The organism is Bacillus sp. EU52, assembly GCF_037964975.1.
Lineage (GTDB): Bacteria > Bacillota > Bacilli > Bacillales > Bacillaceae > Bacillus > Bacillus subtilis.
Genome location: NZ_CP150177.1, coordinates 2,360,692 through 2,385,039 on the forward strand (window position 1 = coordinate 2,360,692; position 24,348 = coordinate 2,385,039).

The 24,348-nt window shown below is 46.0% G+C and carries 23 protein-coding genes; 4 read left to right on the forward strand and 19 right to left on the reverse strand.

Annotated elements, in window-relative coordinates:
- Nucleotides 1-17 precede the first annotated feature (17 nt).
- The 4 genes from artR to brxB all read right to left on the reverse strand — a co-directional run bounded on the left by artR (nt 18) and on the right by brxB (nt 2,947).
- The gene (gene artR / locus NSU05_RS11995) at nt 18-740 is read right to left on the reverse strand and encodes an arginine ABC transporter ATP-binding protein ArtR (RefSeq protein ID WP_004398740.1); all 723 of its coding nucleotides are present in this window, start codon (nt 738-740) and stop codon (nt 18-20) included.
- On the reverse strand, nt 733-1,392 hold the full coding sequence (gene artQ / locus NSU05_RS12000) for an arginine ABC transporter permease ArtQ (protein ID WP_003230340.1): 660 nt from the start codon (nt 1,390-1,392) through the stop codon (nt 733-735). Before artQ ends, artR begins: the two co-directional genes overlap by 8 nt.
- An 82-nt stretch (nt 1,393-1,474) precedes the next feature.
- Nucleotides 1,475-2,242, reverse strand: coding sequence for an arginine ABC transporter substrate-binding protein ArtP (artP, locus tag NSU05_RS12005; protein WP_038429275.1), 768 nt, complete (start codon nt 2,240-2,242; stop codon nt 1,475-1,477).
- Nucleotides 2,243-2,509: 267 nt separating this feature from the next.
- A complete protein-coding gene (gene brxB / locus NSU05_RS12010) occupies nt 2,510-2,947 on the reverse strand; it encodes a bacilliredoxin BrxB (RefSeq protein WP_003226477.1) in 438 nt (145 codons plus the stop codon).
- A gap of 160 nt (nt 2,948-3,107) precedes the next feature.
- Between brxB and NSU05_RS12015 the strand changes: the two genes are divergently transcribed.
- From NSU05_RS12015 to bmrR, 3 genes are all read left to right on the forward strand, one after another.
- Entirely contained in the window at nt 3,108-4,001 is an 894-nt protein-coding gene (locus NSU05_RS12015; RefSeq protein WP_038430030.1) for a diacylglycerol kinase family lipid kinase, read from the forward strand.
- A 100-nt stretch (nt 4,002-4,101) separates the two neighbouring features.
- Complete coding sequence (gene bmr, locus NSU05_RS12020; protein WP_038429276.1) at nt 4,102-5,271, forward strand: multidrug efflux MFS transporter Bmr; 1,170 nt, start codon at nt 4,102-4,104, stop codon at nt 5,269-5,271.
- A 72-nt stretch (nt 5,272-5,343) separates the two neighbouring features.
- Nucleotides 5,344-6,180, forward strand: coding sequence for a multidrug efflux transcriptional regulator BmrR (gene bmrR, locus NSU05_RS12025; protein WP_038429278.1), 837 nt, complete (start codon nt 5,344-5,346; stop codon nt 6,178-6,180).
- Between the two features lie 54 nt (nt 6,181-6,234).
- On the opposite strand, the gene bfmBB is transcribed toward bmrR, so the two are convergent.
- The 8 genes from bfmBB to NSU05_RS12065 all read right to left on the reverse strand — a co-directional run bounded on the left by bfmBB (nt 6,235) and on the right by NSU05_RS12065 (nt 16,306).
- A complete protein-coding gene (gene bfmBB, locus NSU05_RS12030; RefSeq protein ID WP_038429280.1) occupies nt 6,235-7,509 on the reverse strand; it encodes a branched-chain alpha-keto dehydrogenase complex dihydrolipoyllysine-residue (2-methylpropanoyl)transferase in 1,275 nt (424 codons plus the stop codon).
- A gap of 22 nt (nt 7,510-7,531) precedes the next feature.
- Nucleotides 7,532-8,515, reverse strand: a complete 984-nt coding sequence (gene bfmBAB / locus NSU05_RS12035; RefSeq protein WP_004398638.1) for a 3-methyl-2-oxobutanoate dehydrogenase subunit beta — start codon at nt 8,513-8,515, stop codon at nt 7,532-7,534.
- Nucleotides 8,516-8,528: 13 nt separating this feature from the next.
- The gene (bfmBAA, locus tag NSU05_RS12040) at nt 8,529-9,521 is read right to left on the reverse strand and encodes a 3-methyl-2-oxobutanoate dehydrogenase subunit alpha (protein ID WP_015251748.1); all 993 of its coding nucleotides are present in this window, start codon (nt 9,519-9,521) and stop codon (nt 8,529-8,531) included.
- Nucleotides 9,522-9,542: 21 nt separating this feature from the next.
- On the reverse strand, nt 9,543-10,967 hold the full coding sequence (lpdA, locus tag NSU05_RS12045; RefSeq protein WP_015384052.1) for a dihydrolipoyl dehydrogenase: 1,425 nt from the start codon (nt 10,965-10,967) through the stop codon (nt 9,543-9,545).
- 20 nt (nt 10,968-10,987) lie between these two features.
- On the reverse strand, nt 10,988-12,079 hold the full coding sequence (gene buk, locus NSU05_RS12050; protein ID WP_029317935.1) for a butyrate kinase: 1,092 nt from the start codon (nt 12,077-12,079) through the stop codon (nt 10,988-10,990).
- Nucleotides 12,080-12,097: 18 nt separating this feature from the next.
- Entirely contained in the window at nt 12,098-13,192 is a 1,095-nt protein-coding gene (gene bcd, locus NSU05_RS12055; RefSeq protein WP_003230309.1) for a branched-chain amino acid dehydrogenase, read from the reverse strand.
- Nucleotides 13,193-13,203: 11 nt separating this feature from the next.
- On the reverse strand, nt 13,204-14,103 hold the full coding sequence (yqiS, locus tag NSU05_RS12060) for a phosphate butyryltransferase (RefSeq protein ID WP_015251745.1): 900 nt from the start codon (nt 14,101-14,103) through the stop codon (nt 13,204-13,206).
- 124 nt (nt 14,104-14,227) lie between these two features.
- Entirely contained in the window at nt 14,228-16,306 is a 2,079-nt protein-coding gene (locus tag NSU05_RS12065) for a sigma-54-dependent Fis family transcriptional regulator (RefSeq protein WP_004398669.1), read from the reverse strand.
- A 154-nt stretch (nt 16,307-16,460) separates the two neighbouring features.
- Between NSU05_RS12065 and NSU05_RS12070 the strand changes: the two genes are divergently transcribed.
- On the forward strand, nt 16,461-16,697 hold the full coding sequence (locus tag NSU05_RS12070; RefSeq protein WP_003230304.1) for a DUF2627 domain-containing protein: 237 nt from the start codon (nt 16,461-16,463) through the stop codon (nt 16,695-16,697).
- Nucleotides 16,698-16,738: 41 nt separating this feature from the next.
- On the opposite strand, the gene prpB is transcribed toward NSU05_RS12070, so the two are convergent.
- The 7 genes from prpB to NSU05_RS12105 form a co-directional block, all read right to left on the reverse strand.
- Nucleotides 16,739-17,644 carry a methylisocitrate lyase gene (gene prpB / locus NSU05_RS12075; RefSeq protein ID WP_014480218.1) on the reverse strand — a complete coding sequence of 302 codons (906 nt, stop codon included), beginning with the start codon at nt 17,642-17,644 and terminating at the stop codon, nt 16,739-16,741.
- Between the two features lie 17 nt (nt 17,645-17,661).
- Complete coding sequence (locus tag NSU05_RS12080; RefSeq protein WP_082200959.1) at nt 17,662-19,080, reverse strand: bifunctional 2-methylcitrate dehydratase/aconitate hydratase; 1,419 nt, start codon at nt 19,078-19,080, stop codon at nt 17,662-17,664.
- Between the two features lie 14 nt (nt 19,081-19,094).
- Entirely contained in the window at nt 19,095-20,213 is a 1,119-nt protein-coding gene (mmgD, locus tag NSU05_RS12085; RefSeq protein ID WP_038429282.1) for a citrate synthase, read from the reverse strand.
- Nucleotides 20,214-20,246: 33 nt separating this feature from the next.
- The gene (locus NSU05_RS12090; protein ID WP_003245999.1) at nt 20,247-21,386 is read right to left on the reverse strand and encodes an Acyl-CoA dehydrogenase; all 1,140 of its coding nucleotides are present in this window, start codon (nt 21,384-21,386) and stop codon (nt 20,247-20,249) included.
- A 27-nt stretch (nt 21,387-21,413) separates the two neighbouring features.
- Nucleotides 21,414-22,277, reverse strand: coding sequence for a 3-hydroxybutyryl-CoA dehydrogenase (locus NSU05_RS12095; RefSeq protein ID WP_038429284.1), 864 nt, complete (start codon nt 22,275-22,277; stop codon nt 21,414-21,416).
- Nucleotides 22,278-22,301: 24 nt separating this feature from the next.
- A complete protein-coding gene (locus tag NSU05_RS12100; RefSeq protein ID WP_038429285.1) occupies nt 22,302-23,483 on the reverse strand; it encodes an acetyl-CoA C-acetyltransferase in 1,182 nt (393 codons plus the stop codon).
- A gap of 126 nt (nt 23,484-23,609) precedes the next feature.
- A complete protein-coding gene (locus tag NSU05_RS12105) occupies nt 23,610-24,341 on the reverse strand; it encodes a glycerophosphodiester phosphodiesterase (RefSeq protein ID WP_038429286.1) in 732 nt (243 codons plus the stop codon).
- Between the last annotated feature and the right edge of the window lie 7 nt (nt 24,342-24,348).

The window sequence follows — 24,348 nt, forward strand, 5'->3', positions numbered from 1 at the left end:
TTCTTCTTTTTTATATTCTATAATATTTTCTCTAAAAAGTCCTGCGCTCTTTTGGATTTTGGCGACATAAAAAATTCCTTCGGATTGCCGTCTTCGACAATCATTCCTTGGTCCATAAATAGCACACGGTCTGCCACTTCTTTTGCGAAGCCCATTTCATGTGTGACAATCACCATGGTCATGCCGGTTTCGACCAGCTCTTTCATCACCTGTAGCACTTCTTTGACCATCTCTGGATCAAGGGCGGAGGTCGGCTCGTCAAACAGCATGATGTCCGGATTCATCGCAAGAGCCCTGGCAATCGCGACACGCTGTTTTTGTCCGCCAGACAAACGGTTTGGATAGTCATTTCGCTTTTCAAACAAACCGACTTTGCGAAGCAGGTCCTCAGCTTTCTCCTGTGCAGCCTGTTTTGATTCTTTTTTTACATTGACAGGCGCGTACATGATGTTTTCGAGAACCGTTTTGTGCGGAAAGAGATGAAAATGCTGAAAAACCATCCCGATGTTTTCCCGGACCTTTAATGTGTTGGTTTTCGGCTTCGTAATCTCTGTGTCTTTTATTGTAATGGTTCCGCCGTTAGGCTTTTCCAACAGGTTTAAACAGCGTAGGAACGTTGATTTGCCTGAGCCTGAAGGACCGATCACGGCAACAACCTCACCCTCAGCGATTGTTGTTGAAATGTTTTTTAATACTTCGTGTTTCCCAAATGATTTTGACAGCTTTTCAACCTTAATCATTGGATTTCAGCTTCCTTTCTACAGCCTTGCCGATAAACGTTAAAATCAGGACAAGCACATAATAAATCAATCCCGCGATAATGAGCGGCTCAAGGTAATTGTAAGTGGCTGCGCCAGCTTGATATGCGCGTCTCATGACATCACCAAGCCCGATAACGGTGACGATCGCCGATTCTTTTGTTAACGTAATTAATTCATTCACAATTGCAGGTGAGATATTTTTGAAGGCCTGCGGCAGCAGCAGATCCTTCATCATTTTTCCATATGGGACACCGAGTGCAACAGCAGCTTCTTTTTGCCCTTTATCAATGGCATTGATTCCGGCTCTGATAATTTCCGATACATAAGCGGCGGAATTCAAAGACAATGCGACAACCGCAGCCCAAAACTGGTCAATTTGAAATCCGAGCAGCTGAGGAAGGCCAAAATAGACAATCATAAGCTGCAGCACTAAAGGCGTGCCTCGGAACACTGATGTATAAAAATCAGCGATCCAGATAAACGGGCGGAATGTGCTGATCTTGCATAAGCTTAGCACAATACCGAGTATAAGTCCGATAATAGCAGATACAACAACAATTTTTAATGTAATTGCCAAGCCTTCTAATATAAAAGGAATTTGGGGGATCGTTGCTGAAAAATCCAAATTCATAGCCTTTGTCTCCTTTTCTTACAGGAAAAAAGATTTCCTATTCAATAAAAAGGCTCAACGAAAAAGTTGAGCCGCTTTTTTTTTACTTCTCGCCAGTGAACCATTTTTTCTTCAATTTCTCAAGCTCTCCGTTACCTTCCATTTCCTTGAGCGCTTTATTGAATTTGTCTGTCAGTTCACTGTCCTTTCTGAAAGCAATTGCTGAACCGGCTTCTTCCGCTTTCGCATCAGGAATCACAAAGCCTTGCAGGTCATCATTTGATTTGAAATACCCTTCTGCAACAATGTCTTCAATAATCGCGGCATCGAAGCGGTCAGATTTGATTTCCTGCACCAAATCAGAAATTCTGTTGCGGTCTTCTGTTTTAAAACCATATTCCGGAGAAAGCTCTTTCCCCTTCTCTTCCTGAATAGAGCCAAGCTGAACGCCAACTGTTTTTCCTTTCAGGTCTTTCAAAGATTGAATGCCGCTGTCTTTTTTGCTGACAATCATATGGTTCGCTGTGTAATACACATCGGAAAAATCAACTTGTTTTTTACGCTCAGGCGTTGGTGTCATTCCTGACAAAACGAGATCCACCTGTTTTGATTTAAGCGCTGTAATTAAGCTGTTGAAGTCCATATCCTGCACTTCAATTTCATAGCCTGCCTTCTTCGCCAGAGCTTTTGCCAACTCTACATCAAAGCCGACAATATTATCGCCTTCTTTATATTCAAACGGTTTGTAATCCGCCGAAGTACCCATAATTAATTTTTTCTTGCCGCCTTCTGAACCTGAATTGCTTGAGCCGCAAGCAGATAATGCAAAGGTAATGCAGGCAGCTACAAGTAATAAGAGCCATTTTTTCATGATCCATTTCCCCCGTATTCATTACTTTTGGTGTATTTGAATATTTATTCGTTAATTTGTATTTTAAACAGTTTCTTATTTTTATGCAATACTATTTTTAAAAATTATCTTCAAGCTTATCTTTCCAGTGATCTCTTTTTGATATTACTAGATAAAAATAAAATCACTGTACAATCCGATTGAATAATCCCTTAATATTTATTCATATACCCTTGGAAATTTATGCACAAAAAAACCCGGGCCGCTTGAGCATCCGGGTTGTTCGTCTTATACTTCTTCACAATATTCTTCAAAGGCTTCCTGCAGCTTTGCCACTACGGCCATCGGCTCGTGGCCTTCAATTTCATGGCGCTCTACCATTTTCATGATCTTTCCGTCTTTCAAAATCGCAAAGGACGGAGAAGATGGCGGATAACCTTCAAAATAGTCACGCGCACGCGCTGTCGCTTCTTTATCCTGTCCGGCAAAAACGGTGACGAGCTGATCAGGTCTTTTATCATAGTGAACGGAATGGTAGGCTGCCGGTCTTGCAATTCCTCCGGCGCATCCGCAAACAGAGTTTACCATGACGAGCGTCGTTCCTTTTTTCGTAAGTGCCTCATCCACCTCTTCGGCTGTTTTAAGCTCGGTATATCCGGCAGCTGTTATTTCTTGTCTCGCTTGGCGGACAATATCATTCATAAATAAATTAAAGTCCATGTTCAATGAAGACCTCTCCTTTTTCATCATCTGTTCTTATGATAGCAAGGAAACGTCCATATCGGCAAATGACTTTGCTTCGCCGTGCACTTTTTTTGCTCTTCGTTTACTGCTTACAGAAAAAGGGGATTATATAACCAGAAGCAAAATAAAGGAGCAGTTGTATATGAGCCACAGGAAAGCGTTACTGATTCATAACGGAAATGCCGGCAACAAAAATATAGAAAAAGCACTTGGTGCTGTGGTGCCGGTTTTATCTCACGATTTAGATGAGGTGATTATTAAGCAGACAAAGAAAAAGGATGATGCGTATCATTTTTGCCAATCCATTGATGATTCTGTCGACACCGTCTTCATTCTCGGCGGCGACGGCACGATCCATCAATGCATAAATGCTATCAGCGCTCTAGAAAGAAAACCCGCGGTCGGAATTTTGCCCGGCGGCACGTGCAACGACTTTTCAAGAGTGCTTGGCATCCCTCAAAATCTTGCAAAGGCTGCGGAAGCACTTATGTCAGGAAAAAAAACCAGCGTAGACGTATGTCAGATGAATGACCGTTATTTTTTGAATTTCTGGGGGATCGGCTTAATTGCAGAAACGTCGAATCAAATCAACGAAACGGAAAAAGCATTATTGGGAAAAATCAGCTATTTTACAAGTGCCTTGCGAACCGTCTCATCCGCTGCATCGTTTCCGATGACATTAAAAATTGATGGAGAAGAAATTAAAGAAGAAGCCGTTATGCTGCTTGTGATGAATGGCCAATATATTGGAACGAATCGAATTCCTCTCCCCGATGCCAGTATTGAAGACGGCTTACTTGATGTTCTCATATGCCGCAATACCAACCTCACCGCGCTGCGGGAGCTGATGAGCATGGAACAGGGTTCAATTGATCGTTTTACCGGAGAGTTGTCCTATGTCCAGGCTTCCCGTATCGAGATTGAAACAGACACTGCCAAAAAGGCGGATATGGATGGAGAAGTTTATACACATACACCCGCAGTCATTCAGGTCCTGCCGCAGCATATCGACATGCTTGTTCCCGCAAATGAATAACTGTCATAGGGCTTTAGAAAGATTTTGCAAATCCGTTGACTCTCCCCTAGGAGGAGGTCTTACAGTATAAGGGATACACACTTGAAAAAGGGGAAGTCATATGGAGAAGAAAAATATTACCTTAACTATATTATTAACCAATTTATTTATTGCTTTTTTGGGGATCGGGCTTGTGATTCCAGTAACGCCGACCATTATGAATGAATTGCATTTATCGGGGACCGCGGTCGGCTATATGGTTGCCTGCTTCGCTATTACACAGCTCATTGTCTCACCAATAGCCGGACGATGGGTTGATCGCTTCGGGCGCAAGATCATGATCATAATCGGCCTGTTGTTCTTTAGTGTGTCGGAGTTTTTGTTCGGCATTGGAAAAACAGTTGAGATGTTATTTATCTCCCGTATGCTGGGCGGTATCAGCGCAGCCTTCATTATGCCCGGGGTCACGGCTTTTATTGCAGATATCACGACCATTAAAACACGGCCAAAAGCGCTCGGTTATATGTCAGCCGCTATTTCAACAGGATTTATTATCGGCCCCGGCATCGGGGGATTTTTAGCAGAAGTCCATTCCCGGCTGCCTTTTTTCTTTGCGGCAGCTTTTGCACTGTTAGCAGCCATTTTATCAATCCTCACGCTGCGCGAGCCGGAACGAAACCCTGAAAATCAGGAAATAAAAGGACAGAAGACAGGCTTTAAACGAATTTTTGCCCCCATGTATTTCATAGCTTTTCTCATTATCTTAATTTCGTCTTTTGGTTTAGCATCATTTGAATCTTTATTTGCATTATTCGTGGATCATAAATTCGGATTTACGGCCAGCGACATTGCCATTATGATTACAGGAGGAGCGATTGTTGGCGCCATTACGCAAGTCGTCTTATTCGACCGCTTCACAAGATGGTTTGGTGAAATCCATTTAATTCGGTACAGCTTAATTCTCTCTACGAGTCTGGTATTCTTGCTGACAACGGTACATTCATATGTTGCGATTCTGCTGGTGACAGTCACCGTATTTGTCGGATTTGATCTCATGCGGCCTGCGGTAACGACTTACCTGTCAAAGATTGCGGGAAATGAACAGGGGTTTGCCGGCGGTATGAATTCAATGTTTACAAGTATCGGCAATGTATTCGGGCCTATTATCGGCGGAATGCTGTTCGATATTGATGTAAACTATCCCTTCTACTTTGCAACGGTCACCTTAGCCATAGGGATTGCACTGACCATTGCTTGGAAAGCGCCTGCACATCTTAAAGCCAGCACGTGATAAGAAGCGCATTCTTTGTGTACTGCAAAGAATGCGCTTCTTCTTTATACTGATGATAGAAGGAGTGATGGCATGAAGGAATCGTATTACTCAATTGGGGAAGTATCAAAACTGGCAAACGTGTCGATAAAAGCGCTCCGTTATTACGATAAAATTGATTTATTTAAACCCGCCTACGTCGACCCGGATACCAGCTACCGCTATTATACAGATTCTCAGCTCATTCATCTGGATTTGATCAAATCATTGAAATATATCGGCACACCTTTAGAAGAAATGAAAAAAGCACAGGACTTAGAGATGGAAGAACTGTTTGCTTTTTATACAGAGCAGGAGAGGCAAATCAGGGAGAAATTAGACTTTTTATCAGCACTGGAGCAAACGATTTCGTTGGTGAAAAAGCGGATGAAACGGCAGATGGAATACCCAGCACTCGGTGAGGTGTTTGTGTTAGATGAAGAAGAATTACGGATTATTCAGACAGAGGCAGAAGGAATCGGGCCTGAAAACGTGCTCAATGCCTCCTACAGCAAATTAAAAAAATTTATCGAGTCAGCAGATGGATTTACGAACAATAGCTACGGCGCTACTTTCTCTTTTCAGCCCTACACCAGCATTGATGAAATGACTTACCGTCATATTTTCACGCCTGTATTGACGAATAAACAGATTTCATCAATTACGCCGGATATGGAAATCACAACGATCCCTAAAGGGAGGTATGCGTGTATCGCGTATAATTTTTCGCCTGAACATTATTTTCTCAACTTACAGAAGCTTATCAAGTATATCGCAGACCGCCAATTAACAGTTGTCAGTGATGTATACGAGTTAATCATACCGATTCATTACTCCCCGAAAAAACAAGAAGAATATCGTGTCGAAATGAAAATACGAATCGCTGAATAATAGAAAAAGAGCATTTTTTGAAACAAAACTTCAAAAAATGCTCTTTTTTCTTATTTAGTAAACAGATGTCTTCTCGTCAATCGATTCTAAAATTTGTTTCACTCGTCCGAGGAATCGTCCGCACACGAGACCGTCAAGCACTCTGTGATCTAATGACAGGCACAGATTAACCATGTCTCTGACAGCAATCATGCCATTGTCCATGACAACCGGGCGTTTGACGATGGATTCTACTTGAAGAATCGCAGCCTGAGGGTAGTTGATAATGCCCATCGACTGAACAGACCCGAACGAACCTGTGTTGTTGACGGTAAACGTGCCTCCCTGCATGTCATCTGCAGTGAGTTTTCCGTCTCTTACTTTTTTAGCTAGGCCGGTAATGTCTTTCGCAATGCCTTTAATTGTTTTTTCATCAGCGTTTTTAATCACCGGAACAAATAAAGAATCCTCTGTGGCAACTGCAATTGAAATATTGATATCCTTTTTCTGAATAATTTTGTCCCCCGCCCACATGCTATTCATTTGCGGGAATTCTTTTAACGCCTGAGCGACCGCTTTTACAAAAAAGGCGAAGAACGTTAAATTAAAGCCTTCTGTCTTCTTAAAAGAATCTTTTATACTGTTGCGATATGCAACCATATTTGTGACGTCGACTTCCATCATCGTCCAAGCATGCGGAATTTCTGTTTTGCTTCGCTTCATATTGGAAGCAATTGCTTTTCTTACACCTGTGACAGGGATTTCTTTATCACCGGCTGCAGACGCAGGATATGACGTCTCTTCTTTTGGCTCAGGTTTTGATGCAGACTTCGGTGCAGGAGCTGCTGTTTTCGGCTCCTCAGCCTTCTGTTCTTGCGCGCCGCCTGTTTCAATTAAGCGCTGAATATCTTTTCGGGTGATGCGCCCGCCGGCACCTGTTCCTGTTACTTGTTCTAGATCAATGCTGTGCTCTCCGGCCAAACGGAGTACAGCTGGCGAGTAGCGCTTTTTATTGGGCTGATCAGCTGCTTCGGTACTTTTTGCAGCAGGAGTCTCAGCGGCTTTTGAAGCCGCTGGCTGTTCTTGTTTTTGTTCAGCCGGATTCGCGCCTTCTGTTTCAATTTTGCAAATCACTTCTCCGACTTGCAGGGTTTGGCCTTCTTCTCCCACAAGCTCTGTTATCGTACCAGTAAAAGAAGACGGAACCTCTGCATTTACCTTATCTGTCATGACTTCCGCGATCGGATCGTATTTGTTCACTTTATCACCGGGGGCGACAAGCCATTTGCTGATCGTCCCCTCTGTTACGCTTTCTCCAAGCTGCGGCATCGTCATTTGTTCAATTGCCATGATTGTATCCTCCCTTACGTCTTTAAAACTCCGCTAATTCTCTCATCGCCGCTTCCACTTTATCAGGGTTGACCATAAAGTATTTTTCCATTGTCGGCGCATAAGGCATAGCCGGAATATCAGGACCTGCAAGCCGTTTGATCGGCGCGTCTAAGTCGAACAGACAATGCTCGGATATAATTGCGGCTACTTCGCTCATGATGCTGCCTTCTTTTGTATCTTCTGTGACCAAAAGAACCTTTCCAGTTTTGGACGCAGCTTCGATGATGGCTTCTTTATCAAGCGGGTAAACTGTTCTTAAATCCACCACATGCGCTGAAATGCCATCTTTTTCGAGACGTTCTGCAGCTTGTAAGGCGAAGTGGACACACAGACCGTATGTGATCACCGTAATGTCGTCGCCTTCCCGTTTTACGTCAGCCTTGCCGATTGGCAGGACATAATCATCAGCCGGAACCTCTCCCTTTATCAGACGGTACGCCCGCTTGTGCTCAAAAAACAGCACGGGGTCTTCGTCACGAACTGCGGCTTTTAAGAGCCCTTTCGCGTCATATGGTGTTGATGGCATGACAATTTTCAGTCCGGGCTGGTTGGCGAAAATTGCTTCGACTGATTGAGAATGATACAAGGCTCCGTGCACGCCTCCGCCGTATGGCGCTCTGACGACAATCGGACAACTCCAGTCATTGTTGCTGCGGTAGCGAATTTTAGCTGCTTCAGAAATAATTTGGTTGACTGCCGGCATAATGAAATCAGCAAACTGCATTTCAGCAATCGGTCTCATTCCGTACATTGCCGCTCCGATACCGACTCCTGCGATCGCAGATTCAGCAAGCGGCGTATCCATCACGCGCTCTTCCCCAAATTGTTCATAGAGTCCGGCTGTCGCTTTAAACACACCGCCTTTTCTTCCTACATCTTCCCCAAGGACGAAGACGCGAGAATCTCGTTCCATTTCTTCTTTCATCGCCAAATTGATTGCATCAATATATGACATTACTGACATTTGTTCTTCCTCCCTACTTCGCATACACATAATCAAGCGCTGACTCAGGAGCTGCATAAGGGGCGTTCTCCGCTTCATCCGTCGCTTCATTTACGATTGCCATAATTTCATCCAGCATGGTTTGTTCTATCTCATCGGACAGCAGGCCTGTTTCCTTTAAGTAAGCTTGATAAGTAAGCAGGGGATCACTTTTTTTCGCTTCCTCTACTTCTTCACGCCCTCTGTAGCTGCTGTCATCGTCATCACTGGAATGTGGTGTAAGGCGGTAAGAAATCGTTTCAATTAATGTCGGGCCTTCTCCTCTGCGTGCCCTTTCGCGTGCTTCTTTAACCGCTTGATAAACTTCCAGCGGGTCATTTCCATTCACAGTTACGCCAGGCATCCCATAGCCTATGGCACGGTCGGAAATGTTCTCACATGCGACTTGCTTATCGTAAGGCACTGAGATTGCGTATTTGTTGTTTTCACACATAAAAATAACCGGCAGCTTATGGACAGCGGCAAAGTTTGCCCCTTCATGGAAATCGCCTTGGTTTGAAGACCCTTCCCCGAATGTAACAAAGGCTGCGATATCCTTTTTCTCCATACGTCCCGCAAGCGCAATACCGACTGCGTGCGGCACTTGCGTTGTAACCGGAGATGATCCCGTCACAATGCGGTTTTTCTTTTGTCCGAAATGTCCTGGCATCTGGCGGCCTCCTGAGTTCGGATCTGCTGCTTTTGCAAACCCGGACATCATTAAGTCCTTTGCTGTCATGCCAAACGCGAGCACGACACCCATGTCTCTGTAGTACGGCAATACATAATCCATTTCACGGTCAAGTGCGAAAGCCGCTCCTACCTGTGCTGCTTCCTGTCCTTGACAAGAGATTACAAATGGAATTTTGCCAGAACGGTTTAACAGCCACATTCTTTCATCGATTTTTCTTGCTAACAGCATGGTTCTATACATATCAACGGCTTCCTGATCAGTCAGCCCTAGTGCTTGATGTCGGTTTATACTCATTCAAGCCCCTCCTTTATGCTTTTAAAAATGAATGGCTTTGCCATCTGCGGCAAGCGCTGCTTCTCCAATTGCTTCAGAAAGCGTTGGATGCGGGTGAATCGTTTGCCCGACCTCCCACGGCGTTGCGTCCAGCACTTTGGCAAGACCCGCTTCAGAAATCATGTCGGTGACATGCGGGCCGATCATATGAACGCCGAGAATATCATCTGTATCTCGGTCCGCCACGATTTTGACAAAACCGTCGCTTTCACCGTATACAAGCGCTTTTCCAATCGCCATAAATGGGAACTTGCCGATTTTGACATTATGCCCGTTCGCCTTTGCTTCGTCTTCTGTTAAGCCGACACTGGCAGCTTCAGGGCTTGAGTAAATGCACTTCGGCACAAGCGTCGGATCAAGCGGATGCGGATTGAGACCTGCAAAATGCTCAACAGCAATAATTCCCTCATGTGAAGCAACGTGAGCTAACTGCAGGCCACCGATTACGTCTCCGATTGCATAAATATGAGATTCCTTCGTTTGGCAGCTTTCATTGACTGAAATCATGCCATTTTCAGTAACAATATCGGTGTTCTCTAGGCCGATGCCTTCGATATTTGCCTGTCTGCCGATGGAAACAAGCATTTTCTCAGCAGAGTAGGTAACGGTTTCTCCGTCTTTTTCCGCTTGTATGCTGATATCGTCTGATGTTTTTGTCATTGTGTCAGGCAGCACTTTTGCCCCTGTTATGAACTGGATGCCTTTTTTCTTAAGAAGACTTTCCATTTCTTTTGAAATCTCTAGATCTTCAGTCGGCAATATGCGATCCGCGTATTCAATAACCGTTACCTTCACACCAAAATCATGAAGCATAGACGCCCATTCGATACCGATAACCCCTCCGCCGACAATGATGATTGATTGTGGCAGCTCCTCCATTTGGAGCGCCTCATCTGAAGTCAGTACAGACTTACCGTCCGCTTCAAGACCCGGAAGCATTCTCGGTCTTGATCCTGTTGCAATGATCACTTGTTTCGGGATCAGCATGTCATTTTCTTCGCCATTTCCCCGCTCAACAGAAATTGTTCCCGGCAGCGGAGAGAAGATTGACGGTCCAAGAATACGTCCATATCCGGTGTACACGTCAATTTTTCCTTTTTTCATTAAATGATTTACACCCGCTGCAAGCTTATCAACAACGGCTTGCTTACGCTGCTGCACTTTTTCAAAGTTGAGGGACACGCCAGCCGTTTCCACCCCGAATTGATCGGCTTCACGAGCTGTCCGGTATACCTCTGCGCTTCTAAGCAGCGCTTTACTCGGGATACAGCCTTTATGCAGACATGTTCCTCCGAGTTTTTCCTTTTCCACAACGGCTGTTTTTAAGCCGAGCTGAGCGGCTCTGATGGCCGCAACATAACCGCCGGTACCGCCGCCCAGAATGACTACGTCATACTCAGTTGCCATGGTGACTCACTCCTGTCTGTCTATTCAATACGATATTGTTTGGATTGCTCTTCGCCCTGCAATACTCTGAGCGCCCCTTGGGCAAGAGACTGCAGTTCATTTTCACCCGGATAGACTAAAACGTCTGAAATCCAATCTATGTATGATCTGATAGCAGAAACAAAGCTTTTGCCGTACGCAAGGCCTCCCGTCAGCACAATCGCTTCAACTTCTCCTTTTAACGCTGCGCTGGCTGCCCCGATTTCCTTTGCTACCTGATATGCCATGGCATCATAAATGAAGCGGGCTTTTTCATCGCCCCCTTGAATCATCTGTTCCACTTTTACTGCATCATTTGTACCGAGATAGCCTAAAAGTCCGCCGGTGCCAACAAGCTTTTTCATGATTTCTTCTTTTGTATATTCCCCTGAAAAACATAGATCAACAAGATCTCCCGCAGGCACTGTTCCTGCTCGTTCAGGACTGAATGGTCCCTCGCCGTGCAGGCCGTTATTGACATCTACCACTCGCCCGCGGTCATGGACGCCAATTGTAATACCTCCGCCCATATGGGTAATAATCATTTTCATGTTCTCATATCGTTTGCCAAGGGAGGCTGCCGCTTTACGAGCGACAGCTTTTTGGTTTAACGCATGGAAAATGCTTTTCCGTTCAATTTCAGGCATGCCTGAAACTTTCGCAAGCACTGACATTTCGTCTACGACAACAGGGTCGACGATATACGAAGGGATATTCAGGCCGTCAGCGATTTCCCGCGCGATAATGCCGCCGAGATTAGAAGCATGCTGACCGGCGTAACCGCTTTTCAAGTCCTCAATCATGTCATCATTCACTACGTAGGTCCCGCCTTCAATTGGCCGGAGAAGGCCGCCTCTTGCGCAGACTGCATCAAACTTCGAGATATTGATTCCCTGTTCATGAAGCGTTTCGAGAATATGGTTTTTACGAAATTCATACTGATCAATAATTCGGTCAAATCGCTGCAGCTCTTCTATGTTGTGTCTCAATGTTTTTTCAAAAATGCTTCTTTCATTATGAAAAACACCGATTTTCGTTGAAGTTGAGCCTGGATTAATTGTGAGAATGCGTTTTTCGTCATGTAGCACTTTCATAACCTCCAGATCAATTTCTTAACGTCTGCTTAATACACTGTGGCCGTTTTGCAAAAACTGGCTTCTTGAGCGGCGCATGCGTTCAATCCGTTCCTCTGCCAAGCGGTCAGCCGCTAAATATGCAGGAATGCCGTCACGCTGAGAAATCTCAAGTACACGCTCGATATTGCCGTAAATGCCTTCAACTTTTTTCAATGCACGTTCTGCATTATAGCCGTAAAGCTCATCTGCCACGTTGATGACACCGCCCGCGTTAATCACGTAATCCGGTGCATAAACGATGCCCATTTCGTGAATTTGATCACCATGGCGTGTCTCTTTTAATTGGTTGTTAGCCGCACCTGCGATCACTTTCGCCTTCAGCTGTTTAATGGTGTCGTCGTTAATAGTCGCACCAAGGGCACATGGCGCATAAATATCGCAGTCTTGTGAATAAATATCATCAGGATCTACCGCCCGGGCGCCAAAATCTTCAACTGCACGCTGTACAGATTGTTTGTTGATATCCGTAACGATTAAGTTTGCTCCTTCTTCATGCAGGTGGCGGCAAAGGTTATAGGCTACGTTCCCAACACCCTGTACAGCAATGGTTTTTCCTTCAAGAGAGTCGGTTCCGAAAGCAGCTTTAGCTGCTGCCTTCATTCCTCTGTACACCCCGTACGCTGTGACTGGGGACGGATTTCCAGAAGAGCCGAAAGCAGGAGAAATCCCTGTGACATAGTCTGTCTCATCATGAATGATATCCATATCCTCGACCGTTGTACCCACATCTTCAGCCGTGATGTATCTGCCATTCAGCCCTTGAATATAGCGGCCAAACGCGCGGAACATTTCTTCATTTTTGTCTTTGCGCGGATCGCCGATAATGACTGTTTTTCCGCCGCCAAGGTTTAAGCCTGCCGCCGCGTTCTTATAGGTCATGCCTCTAGCCAATCTGAGCGCATCTTCAATTGCCGCTTCTTCATTTTCATATGTCCACATTCTCGTTCCGCCAAGCGCCGGACCAAGCGTTGTATCATGAATCGCGATAATCGCTTTTAATCCAGATTGTTCATCCTGGCAGAATACCAATTGTTCGTAATCGTATTTCTCCATATATTTAAAAAGTTCCATGTTCGTTCCTCCTAATGTGTGTATTCTTCAGATGCGCATATTGCCAGCGCAATGGAATACAGTTTATTTTCAGCAGAGTCCGCTCTGCTTGTTAAGGCAATCGGTGCTTTGGCTCCTGTAATGACAGCCGCCACGCTGGCCTTGGCAAAATAAATCAGAGATTTGTATAAAATATTGCCGGCCTCAATTGTTGGGACGAGAAGGATATCTGCGTTGCCCGCTACGTCTCCCGAAATTTTTTTCTGGGCCGCGGCAATTTGAGAAACTGCGTTATCCAAAGCAAGCGGTCCATCAACAATGCAGCCTTTGATCTGGCCCCTTTTGTACATTTGAGCTAGAGCAGCTGCATTCACGGTCGCTTCCATCTTAGGGTTCACCGTTTCGACCGCTGCAAGGGCAGCTGCTTTTGGCATATTGTTCCCCACTGCATGGGCCACATGAACGGCATTTTGCAAAATCTGCCGGAGCTCTTCCAGCGAAGGAGCAATATTCATTGCCGAATCTGTCACAAACATCAGCCGGTCAAAATCCGGTATATCGAAGACAGCCACGTGGGAAAGGACACTTGCTGACCGAAGCCCCTCCTGTCTGTTCAATACCGCTTTAAGCAAAACAGAAGTCGGCACATTGCCTTTCATTAAAACGTCCGCTGTTTTATGATGCACAGCACGAACCGCTAAATTCGCCGATTCCTCAGGAGTATCGGCATGGACGATTTCCACTTGATGCCCTTGCATGGATGATGTCAGCTCGTTCAGTTTTGTGCTGTCGCCCGTTAACAAGAAACGGGCGGATAGGTGCTCGGCTGCCAGCTTTACAGCCCGGATCACTTCCTCATCCTCAGCATGAGCAACCGCAATGGTCTTATTTTTGTGTATCGACGCTTTGCCGATTAAATCTTTCAGCTTCATCTGTTACCACCTTTCTTGTTTCGACTCCGCCTTTTATTATGCAAGTTCCATGCCAGCTCTTAAGGGTGCTGTCATACCAGGTATATTGAAACATTCGTGCAGATGTTTGCGTTTATTCTGCAAATTATTGCATGCCTTCATTTGCAAGGCCATATTTATCCATTTTGTAATATAAGTTCCGAATGCTGACACCGAGAGCTTTTGCTGTTTTTGTCCGGTTAAAATGATGCTTTTCAAGCGTTTGCTGGATCAAATGTGCTTCAAATTTTTCTACTGCGACAGACAGCTTTTCGCCTTCAATATCCGGAAAATCAAAACCTGTTCCCTGGTCTGTGTCATTTTCTTTTTGCTCAAGTTCGAATACAGGCAAGTGATCTTTTTCAATCCATTCCATATGCGGATTCAGAAAAATCATGGCTCGTCCAAGGACATTTTCAAGCTCCCGGACATTCCCAGGCCAATGGTAGGCAGATAAGGCGCGCAAGGCTTGCTGTGAGAGCCCTTTTACATTCCTACCGTAATCCCGGTTGATCTTTTGGATAAGTCTGACGCTCAGAGCTTCAATGTCCTCCAACCGCTGACGCAAAGGCGGGATGGAGATCGGATAGCGGTTGATCCGGTAATACAGGTCTTCCCGGAACGTTCCGTCCGCCATCGCCTTTTCAATATTTACATTTGTCGCCGCGATCACTCTGACGTTGACAGGGATCGCTTTCGTGCCGCCCACTCTGACGATTTCCTTTTCTTGAAGGACGCGCAGCAATTTGGCCTGCATATTTTGTGTCAGCTCACCGATTTCATCTAAGAAAATACTGCCGTTATTTGCTTCCTCAAATAAACCCTTTTTACCGCCGCGTTTCGCTCCTGAAAATGCACCATCCTCATAGCCGAACAATTCTGATTCGAGCAGGTTTTCAGAAAGGGCTGCACAATTCACGCGAATAAATTTATTGTATTTCCGGTCACTTTCGTTATGGATGGCATGGGCGAACAGTTCTTTTCCTGTTCCTGATTCCCCGCGCAGCAAGATGGTTGCCGGTGTTTTCGCACCGAGCTTCGCCTGCTCAAGCGCAACCAGCATTTGCTCGCTTTTGCCAATAATGTCGTCAAACGTGTATTTCGCTTCAAGCGTGCGAATAATTTGTCTGGCGCGATTAAGCTCCGCTGTCAGCATTTTAATTTCGGAAACATCGTGAATCACGCCGACGCTGCCTTTCAAAATCCCGTCCACAATCACCGGTGCTACATTAACGATGACCTCTTTTTCATTCGGGCCGACCTTCATTCTAACACCGCGGACAGGACGTCTTGTTTCAAGCACCTTTAAATGCATGCTTTCGCCTTCGGAAATATCAGTGTTTGCAGGCTTGCCGATGACTTCTTTTTCAGAAAGCCCCGTCATTTTCGTATACGCTTTATTGATTAGCAGGCCGATGCCGTTTTCATCAACGACAGAAATCGCCTCATCGGAGGATTGAATAATCGCCTCCAGCATCGTACGGACCTGCTTTAAGTTGGTCACTTCCTCTGCCAGCTCGACCGCATCAGTGATATCTTTAAACACACAAAGAGCACCGAGCAGACGTCCGCCTTCATCAATAATCGGCAGTCTTGTGGTTACAATTTGCAAATGATCGCCTAACAGTTGCTTCTGGTTGTATTCAGGCACTCTTGTTTTTAAAATCCGCGGCATCTTAGTGCTCGGAATCACTTCTTTTATTGGGCGCCCAATGACTTCCTCACGTTTTTTCCCGACCATTTTTTCGGCCATATGGTTAAAGAGAATGATTTCTTCATTGATATCAATAAAAATCATTCCATCATGGGTGGAATTAAAAATTCTGTCATATTTATAGGTTTGCTCTTTTAGCATTTGAATCAGGTGCTGCTTTTCTTCCATCAGCTGAAAAACGATGTATGCCATTTTTCCCGGCATGACAATGGTATCTTCATGCTTTCTTTGAAGGAGCTCGTCAAACACGGCTTGATCGCCGGTGGTATGAATGACGATATCCGGTTTTTGTTGTATGTAAGGTTTCCAATCAGATGATACGGCAATCCCATACTGTTCTGCTTCTTTCAATCCCGGCGCCTCGGGGTCTTTGTCAACTACGGCAATGATATCTATGATGGCTGTTTTAATCAGAATATGTAATAACGCCGTTCCCCTTTTGCCGGCACCTACTATCAGTACCTTTTGCATCCCGATACCCCTTTGTATGAAAAAATTTGCACACCTATTTATTCCGTTGCAATAATTTGCACAACCCTATGTTACCACGTTTTCTTCTCTTGACAAAATATTTTTTCCGCTGGACAATAAAGGAAATGAAAAGATAAAGGGGTTTTCTGAAGATATGAGCCGACTTCTTGCGCTTTTAATATTAGTCATCCCCGGGGCTATTTCTGCTTTAGGCATTAAACTGATGAGAGATACACTTTTCGGCCATACAATCAAGCCATTTTCAGCTCTTTGGCTCCAAGGGTTGTCAGGATTCATCTTTTTTGCGATCGGCCTCTATGTGCTGGCCGGGTTCATTCTATACAGAGACAGAAAACGCAATCAAGTCAGCCCGCGATTCAGAAAACGATAGCTGCAAAAAAGCCGGAGAATGCTCCGGCTTTTTTTGTTGCATTATTCGTCAGGCAAAACGGTCTTGGCAATCGTTTTGTCTAACGCTTCATAGTCATAATAAGAAATCGTATCGTACAGTTCTTTTCGTGTCTGCATATCATGAAGTCCTTCTTTTTGTGAGCCGTGCTCCTTCATCAAACCAAACATCCGCTCACAAGCTTTTGCCGCCGCTCGAAGCGAGGTGACAGGATATATCACCATGTGAAACCCCATATCTTCGAATTCATCGGCACGATAATACGGCGTTTTCCCAAATTCAGTCATATTCGCAAGGAGCGGAACGGAGATACGCTCAGCAAACTGGCGGAATTCATTCTCCGCCTGTAGTGCTTCCGGGAAAATTGCGTCCGCCCCCGCCTCAATGTAAGCCTCTGAACGTTTTATTGCGGCATCAAGCCCTTCCTGCGCCCTGGCATCAGTACGGGCAACAACAATAAGGGAGGGTGCCGCTTGTTTAATGGCTTTGATTTTTTGCGCCATTTCCTTGATCGGAACTAGCTGTTTGCCATTTAAATGTCCGCATTTTTTTGGGAGCTGCTGGTCTTCTATTTGAACGGCTGCTACCCTGGCTTCAAGCATCTCCCGGGCTGTTCGGGCGGCATTTAAGACACCGCCAAATCCCGTATCGATATCCACAAGCAAAGGCAGATCAGCTGCACGCACAAGATCTTTGGCCCGTTCAGCTATCTCTGCCGATGTGATGATCCCTAAATCAGGCAGCCCCCTGCTGGCTGTATAGGCAGCACCGGACAAATAAATAGCAGAAAAACCGGCTTCTTTCGCAAGCAAAGCGGCCATCCCGTCATGGGCGCCGGGAATTTGAAGAATGTCCGGTGCTGACATCAGCTTGCGGAAACGCCCGGCAAGCTCCTCTTGTGACGATTGCTTATTGACGATCCACGACATGAAACAAAATCCCCCTTTTACATGCAGAACATGTCTACGAATTCATTTACGCGCATCGTTTGTAATGTCTCATAGCTGGTACAGCGCTCATAAATGTGTTTGTGCTGTTTATCAGGAAAATGGGTTTTGAGATTGTCAGAAAACTTTTTCAGCAGTTTCGGCACTGCTTCCTCTCTTCGAAAACGATGGCCGAGGGGAAACTCACATTCCACCATTTCCGTGCTCGTTCCGTCTTTAAAATGAACCTGAACGGCATTTGAGATGGAACGTTTATCAGGTTTTAAATAATCCTCGGTATATGTTTTATTTTCAGTCACTTTCATTTTATCACGAAGTTTATCTATTCTCGGATCACTCGCTGTTTCAGCTTCATAATGCTGTGCGGTGATATCACCAAAAAGCAAACCGATTGCTGTAATGTATTGGAGACAGTGATCACGGTCTGCCGGATTGTGGAGCGGGCCTTTTTTATCAATGATACGGATAGCGGATTCATGCGTTCTGATGACTACTCGGTCAATCTCGTCAATCCGGTTCTTTACCTGCGGGTGAAGAATGACGGCGCACTCCGCCGCTGTCTGGGCGTGAAATTCCGCAGGATAAGACACTTTAAATAACACATTTTCCATGACATAAGCGTCAAGCGGACGGGCAAGCTTGATCTCTTTCTTATTGAATAAAACGTCTTGGAACCCCCAACCCGGTGCACTCAGGGCTGTCGGATAACCCATTTCCCCTTTTAACGACATCAGCGCCAAATGAACACCTCTGCTCGTTGCATCTCCTGCCGCCCATGATTTACGCGAGCCTGTATTCGGTGAATGGCGGTATGTCCTCAATGCTGCATTGTCAATCCATGCATTCGAAAGCGCATTTTTGATTTCTTCTCTTCCGCCGCCCAAAAGCTTTGCCGCAACAGCAGTTGTCGCAACTTTGACAAACAGCACATGGTCAAGGCCAACTCGATTTAAGCTGTTTTCTAACGCCAGCACACCTTGGATCTCGTGTGCTTTGATCATCATCTCAAGTACGTCGCGTACCGTTAACGGCTCTTTTCCTTCAGACAGCCTCACTCTTGATACATAATCAGCAGCGGCAAGGATCCCTCCCAAGTTATCGGATGGATGCCCCCACTCCGCCGCCAGCCACGTATCGTTGTAATCGAGCCAGCGAATCATGCAGCCGATATTAAACGCTGCCCTCACAGGATCGAGAACATATGACGTTCCCGGCACTTTGCTTCCATTCGGCACAGTCGTTCCTGGAACAATCGGGCCAAGCAGCTTTGCGCATTCCGGATACCGTAGCGCCAAGATCCCGCAGCCCAGGGTATCCAGCAATACATGCCCCGCTGTTGTATACGCTTCGGCACTAGTAATCTCTTTCTCAAGCACATAGTCTGTGATTTCTTCGATAACACGATCCGTTTTCGGCATTCTACCAGTTCCTTTCATGGTTTTGTTTGATATCGCGGGCCCGTGTAACTGACACGGGGACGGAAGAGCCGATTATTGGCATGCTGTTCGATCACATGGGCGCATAAACCGGACGTTCTCGCGCTGAAAAAGACCGGCGTATATAAAGGAATCGGTATGCCGAGCATCCAATACACCGGGGCAGCATAGTAATCCAAATTCGGGTAAAGCCCTTTTTCCTTCTCCATCAGCCGCTCACCCGCTTCACACATCTCATATAAACGATAGTCACCGGCTTTATCGCATAATTGCTGCAGCGCCTCTTTCATCATGAGTGCTCTCGGGTCCATTTTTTTCATATACACCCGGTGGCCGAAGCCCATGATTTTTTCTTTTCTTTTTAGTTTTGTTTGCAGAAGCTGCTCAAAATCAGATGTCGTTTTTGCCTCCAAAAGCAAATACATCACAGCTTCGTTTGCTCCTCCGTGAAGATTCCCTTTCAGGGAAGCGACAGCCCCAGTCAAAGCGCCATAAAGGTCTGAATGTGTAGATGCAATGACCCTGGCCGCAAAGGTTGAATTCGGCATCTCATGCTCACTGTACAGGACGAGCGACCGGTCAAAAATCTGTTCTTCCAATGCAGACGGCAGTTTCCCTGTCATCATGTAGAGAAAATTCGCACTGTAGGATAGGGTTTGAAGCGGAAGAATCGGTTCTTTCTTATTAATGATCCTGTAGCTGGCAGCAGTGAGGGCAGGCATTTTCCCAAGAAGCTGATAGGCGCGTTCTTTGTTTGCGGAAGGAGACCGATCATCAATTTGCCTATCATAGCCAGCAAGTGCCGACAGGCCGGTACGCAGACTATCCATTGGATGAGTGTCCTCAGGGAGCAGCTCAAGCAGACGGAGATGATCAGCAGGCAGGCTTGAGGCACTTTTTATTTTACGTTCCAGCGTCTCCATTTCACTTTCTTCTGGCAGCCTGCCCTCCAGCAATAAATGGACAAGCTCCAGATAGCTTTTTGTTTCAGAAAGTTCTATTAAATCATAGCCTCTTATCAAAATCTGGCTGGACTGCGTGTCAAGATAAGAAATATGAGTTTCTGCCGCAATCACACCGTCCAACCCTGGAGAATAATGCTGTTTCTCCTCCATATCCTCAACCTCCGTTTTTGCGTTTTTTGTCTATCAGGTTCCGCCAAGCAAATACTTGGAAATAATCAGTCTTTGAATCTCGTTCGTCCCTTCATAAATTTGCGTCACCTTTGCATCGCGAAGCAAGCGCTCAACTGGATAATCCTTCATATAGCCATATCCCCCATAAATTTGAACGGCGTCTAACGCCGCCTTTACGGCTGCATCGGAAGCAAATTGTTTAGCCATAGACGCTTCTTTTCCACAGTTTAGGCCGCGGTTATGAAGGTCTGCAGCGTGGTAGACAAGATGTCTTGCCGCCTCAGCTCTAGTCGCCATATCAGCCAGCTTAAATGATATGCCTTGATTGGCTGCAATCGGCCTTCCAAATTGCACTCGCTGCTTCGCATAATCAACGGCATGCTCAAGAGCCGCCTCTGCAATTCCGAGGGCCTGTGCCGCAATGCCGATCCGACCGACATTTAAATTCGCCATGGCAATGTGAAAGCCATCCCCCTCTTTGCCAAGCAAATTGGCTTCAGGCACTTCTGCATTATCAAAAATCAGTTCCGTAGTATTGGAGCCATAAAGCCCCAGCTTTCTTTCTTTTTTTCCAACGGTAAAACCGGGTGTGTTTTTTTCAACAATAAAAGCCGAAATCCCGTGCCTGCCTTGATCTGGAGCTGTTAAAGCAAATGTGATATAGATATCAGCTGCTCCGCCATTCGTTATGAATATTTTCGATCCGTTTAATAGGTATTTGCCGTTCTTTTTGATTGCTGTTGTGCGGAGGCTCCCGGCATCCGACCCCGAGTGAGGCTCCGTTAGTGCAAATGCGCCCAAATGGTCTCCTGACGCGAGATTTGGTATATATTTCATCTTCTGTTCTTCGTTGCCAAAATACAGAATCGGATTCGTGCCGACTGAGGTATGAACGGAGAGAATCACGCCGACAGCCGCACTGATTCTAGAAATCTCATGAATTGCCAAAATATAAGAAACAACGTCCGCTCCAGCACCGCCGTATTGTTCCGGCACCGGTATTCCCATCAGTCCGTGTTTACCCATTTTTTTGATCAGCTGAAAGGGAAATTCGTCCGTTTTCTCCATGATTTCCGCAGCGGGAGCAATTTCTTTTCGTGCAAAATCACGCACCATTTTTCGCATCATGACTTGCTCTTGGGTTACATGCAACTCGGCCACCCCCGGATGGAATAGACTTCAGGAAGTCTTCTCCTCATAGTCATAAAAACCGCGTCCGCTCTTTTTGCCAAGCCAGCCTGCTTTGACATACTTGCGGAGCAGCGGGCAAGGACGGTATTTGGAATCGCCAAGGCCTGAGTGAAGGACTTCCATAATTGATAAACACGTATCCAGTCCGATAAAATCCGCTAATGCAAGCGGACCCATCGGATGATTCATGCCCAGCTTCATCACTTCATCTATTGCCTCCCGCTTCGCCACTCCCTCATACACGCAATAGATGGCTTCATTAATCATTGGAAGAAGCACACGGTTGGAAACAAACCCAGGAAAATCATTGACTTCTACCGCTGTTTTCCCCATCTTTTCCGCTAATGCCATAACATCTAAGGCCGTTTCTTCTGATGTAGCCAAGCCTCGAATCACTTCTACCAGCTTCATTACAGGGACGGGATTCATAAAATGCATGCCAATAACCCGTTGAGGCCGGTTTGTTACAGCAGCGATTTCTGTAATAGGCAAGGAAGATGTATTGCTGGCCAAAATCGTATGAGGCGGGCAAATGCGATCAAGCGTTTTAAACATCTCAGTTTTTGCCGCCATGTTTTCTGCGATAGCCTCAATCACAATGTCCGCATGCTCTGCCTCCTCAAGCGTTTGAGAAATCGAAATGCGGTTGATTACGCTCTTCACTTCCGTCTCGGTCCTTTTTCCTTTCTCAGCATCACGGGCCAGCTGTTTCTTCAGCCGTTTCAATCCTGCCTCCGCGGCCTCTGGATTCACATCATACATCCGCACATAAAAGCCCGCGTCGGCAGCTGTTTGAGCAATTCCGCTTCCCATCTGACCTGCGCCAGCTACCATTATTTGTTTGATTTCCATTCAAATCCCCTTTTTCATCATGTTTTAATGAACCTGCACTAAGACGGCGTCTCCCTGTGCTGCCCCGCTGCAAATAGCGGCAACGCCCAGACCCCCTCCCCGTCGCTTTAATTCATAAACAAGCGTCATGAGAATTCTCGCACCGCTCGCGCCGATCGGGTGTCCGAGCGCGATCGCACCGCCATTTACATTTACTTTTTCAAGATCGAAACCTACGATTTTTTCACATGTCAAAACAACTGAAGCAAAAGCTTCATTTACTTCAAACAAGTCAATATCTTGGACAGCTAAACCGTTCTTTTTCAGGAGCTTGTTAATGGCAAACCCCGGCGCTGCCGCCAGCTCGCGCGCTGGCATTCCCGTAGTTGAAAAACCAAGAATTGTAGCCAGAGGCCGTTTGCCAAGCTCAGCAGCTTTTTCCTCAGACATCAGCACGAACGCGCCGGCTCCGTCATTGACTCCAGGAGCATTGCCGGCTGTGATAGAACCGTCACTTGCATAAATCGGAGCAAGTTTCGCGAGCTGATCCAGACTTGTGTCACGGCGAATCGCTTCATCTTTATCAACAACGTTTGGTTTTCCTTTTCGACCAATCCAGTTGACGGGAACAATTTCATCCTGAAACTTCCCTTCATCGGCGGCCTTAGCTGCCCTTGCATGACTTCTCAACGCCCATTCGTCCTGCTCTCTTCGTGAGATTGCATATTCCTTGGCAGCTGTATTTCCGTGAACAGCCATGTGCACCTCGTCAAATGCGCACGTTAATCCGTCATACACCATTAAGTCCCTAAGCTCGCCGTCCCCCATCCGTGCTCCCCAGCGCCCGGCGGGAACGGCATACGGAATATTGCTCATGCTTTCCATCCCCCCCGCAACAAGTATGTCCGCATCCTGCGCCCGAATCATTTGATCACATAAAGTGACAGCGCGAAGGCCGGAAGCACAGACTTTATTCAGTGTTTCTGACGGCACACTCCAAGGCATTCCCGCCAGACGGGCAGCTTGACGGGAAGGTATCTGCCCTGAGCCGGCCTGGACAACCATGCCCATGACGTTTCCTTCTACATCATCTCCAGAGACTCCAGCCCGTTGCAGCGCCTCCTTCATCACAATGCCCCCAAGCTCAGCAGCTTTCACCTCTTTCAATACTCCGCCAAATTTGCCAAATGGCGTTCTTGCAGCACTTACAATGACTGTTTTCCTCATGGTTTCACCTCATTCAGAAGATAGACAGCGCTTACAATTTCTAGTTGTCTTCTATGAATGTATGCTTTGAAACGGGCATGAATGAATGAAAAAAGAAGGCTGCGTCAAACAGCCTCCTTCTAACAACTATTCATTTTTCAGCAATGCCGAAGCCTTTTCTGGAAAGTCGGTAAACATGCCGTCTGCTCCCGCTTCAATGAGACGCTTCATATCTTCCGGACGATTAACTGTATACGGCCTTACCTTAATCGAACTGTTCCTCATTTTCTTCAGCACTTCATCTGTGACCCCTGGGCTGTTTAGCTTCGGGTGATAGCCGGAAGCCGGAATAGACGCGATATATCGATCTGCCTGATAAAGCACATCTGAAGTTAATACTGCACGGTCGATATGCGGTGCAAGCCGGGCGCATAGCGCCAAGCTGTCATGATTAAACGTGGATAGGATGACTCTGTCCTCTACATTAAATCGCTTCACTGCCTCCAGCACTTTTTCTTCCATTCCCTCATAGCGGATCACGCTGTTTTTTAATTCAATGTTGATGAGAAAATCCTTTTTTACCGCCCACGAGAGCACATCTTCTAGCAGCGGCACTTTTATATCGCTGTACGCTTGATCGTGACCAGCGGCCGCATTCGCAGTCTTTACCTCATCATAGGCTGTATCCTTCACGAATCCTTTAAGTGATGTCGTGCGATTAAGTCTTTCATCATGAATTACAACAATGCGTCCGTCTTTCGTCAGCTGTACATCAAGCTCTATCCCATCCGCTCCGGCTTCAATTCCTTTTTCAAATGCAAGCATTGTATTTTCGGGAAATTGACCTGATGCCCCCCGGTGGGCAAAAATCTTTGTCATCGTTTCA

What these genes read in the sequence shown, in the direction of transcription:
- artR (WP_004398740.1), bottom strand. Translation starts at nt 740, where the DNA reads ATGATTAAGGTTGAAAAGCTGTCAAAATCATTTGGGAAACACGAAGTA.
- artQ (WP_003230340.1), bottom strand. Translation starts at nt 1,392, where the DNA reads ATGAATTTGGATTTTTCAGCAACGATCCCCCAAATTCCTTTTATATTA.
- artP (WP_038429275.1), bottom strand. Translation starts at nt 2,242, where the DNA reads ATGAAAAAATGGCTCTTATTACTTGTAGCTGCCTGCATTACCTTTGCA.
- NSU05_RS12015 (WP_038430030.1), top strand. Translation starts at nt 3,108, where the DNA reads ATGAGCCACAGGAAAGCGTTACTGATTCATAACGGAAATGCCGGCAAC.
- bmr (WP_038429276.1), top strand. Translation starts at nt 4,102, where the DNA reads ATGGAGAAGAAAAATATTACCTTAACTATATTATTAACCAATTTATTT.
- bmrR (WP_038429278.1), top strand. Translation starts at nt 5,344, where the DNA reads ATGAAGGAATCGTATTACTCAATTGGGGAAGTATCAAAACTGGCAAAC.
- bfmBB (WP_038429280.1), bottom strand. Translation starts at nt 7,509, where the DNA reads ATGGCAATTGAACAAATGACGATGCCGCAGCTTGGAGAAAGCGTAACA.
- bfmBAB (WP_004398638.1), bottom strand. Translation starts at nt 8,515, where the DNA reads ATGTCAGTAATGTCATATATTGATGCAATCAATTTGGCGATGAAAGAA.
- bfmBAA (WP_015251748.1), bottom strand. Translation starts at nt 9,521, where the DNA reads ATGAGTATAAACCGACATCAAGCACTAGGGCTGACTGATCAGGAAGCC.
- lpdA (WP_015384052.1), bottom strand. Translation starts at nt 10,967, where the DNA reads ATGGCAACTGAGTATGACGTAGTCATTCTGGGCGGCGGTACCGGCGGT.
- buk (WP_029317935.1), bottom strand. Translation starts at nt 12,079, where the DNA reads ATGAAAGTGCTACATGACGAAAAACGCATTCTCACAATTAATCCAGGC.
- bcd (WP_003230309.1), bottom strand. Translation starts at nt 13,192, where the DNA reads ATGGAACTTTTTAAATATATGGAGAAATACGATTACGAACAATTGGTA.
- yqiS (WP_015251745.1), bottom strand. Translation starts at nt 14,103, where the DNA reads ATGAAGCTGAAAGATTTAATCGGCAAAGCGTCGATACACAAAAATAAG.
- NSU05_RS12065 (WP_004398669.1), bottom strand. Translation starts at nt 16,306, where the DNA reads ATGCAAAAGGTACTGATAGTAGGTGCCGGCAAAAGGGGAACGGCGTTA.
- NSU05_RS12070 (WP_003230304.1), top strand. Translation starts at nt 16,461, where the DNA reads ATGAGCCGACTTCTTGCGCTTTTAATATTAGTCATCCCCGGGGCTATT.
- prpB (WP_014480218.1), bottom strand. Translation starts at nt 17,644, where the DNA reads ATGTCGTGGATCGTCAATAAGCAATCGTCACAAGAGGAGCTTGCCGGG.
- NSU05_RS12080 (WP_082200959.1), bottom strand. Translation starts at nt 19,080, where the DNA reads ATGCCGAAAACGGATCGTGTTATCGAAGAAATCACAGACTATGTGCTT.
- mmgD (WP_038429282.1), bottom strand. Translation starts at nt 20,213, where the DNA reads ATGGAGGAGAAACAGCATTATTCTCCAGGGTTGGACGGTGTGATTGCG.
- NSU05_RS12095 (WP_038429284.1), bottom strand. Translation starts at nt 22,277, where the DNA reads ATGGAAATCAAACAAATAATGGTAGCTGGCGCAGGTCAGATGGGAAGC.
- NSU05_RS12100 (WP_038429285.1), bottom strand. Translation starts at nt 23,483, where the DNA reads ATGAGGAAAACAGTCATTGTAAGTGCTGCAAGAACGCCATTTGGCAAA.
- NSU05_RS12105 (WP_038429286.1), bottom strand. Translation starts at nt 24,341, where the DNA reads ATGACAAAGATTTTTGCCCACCGGGGGGCATCAGGTCAATTTCCCGAA.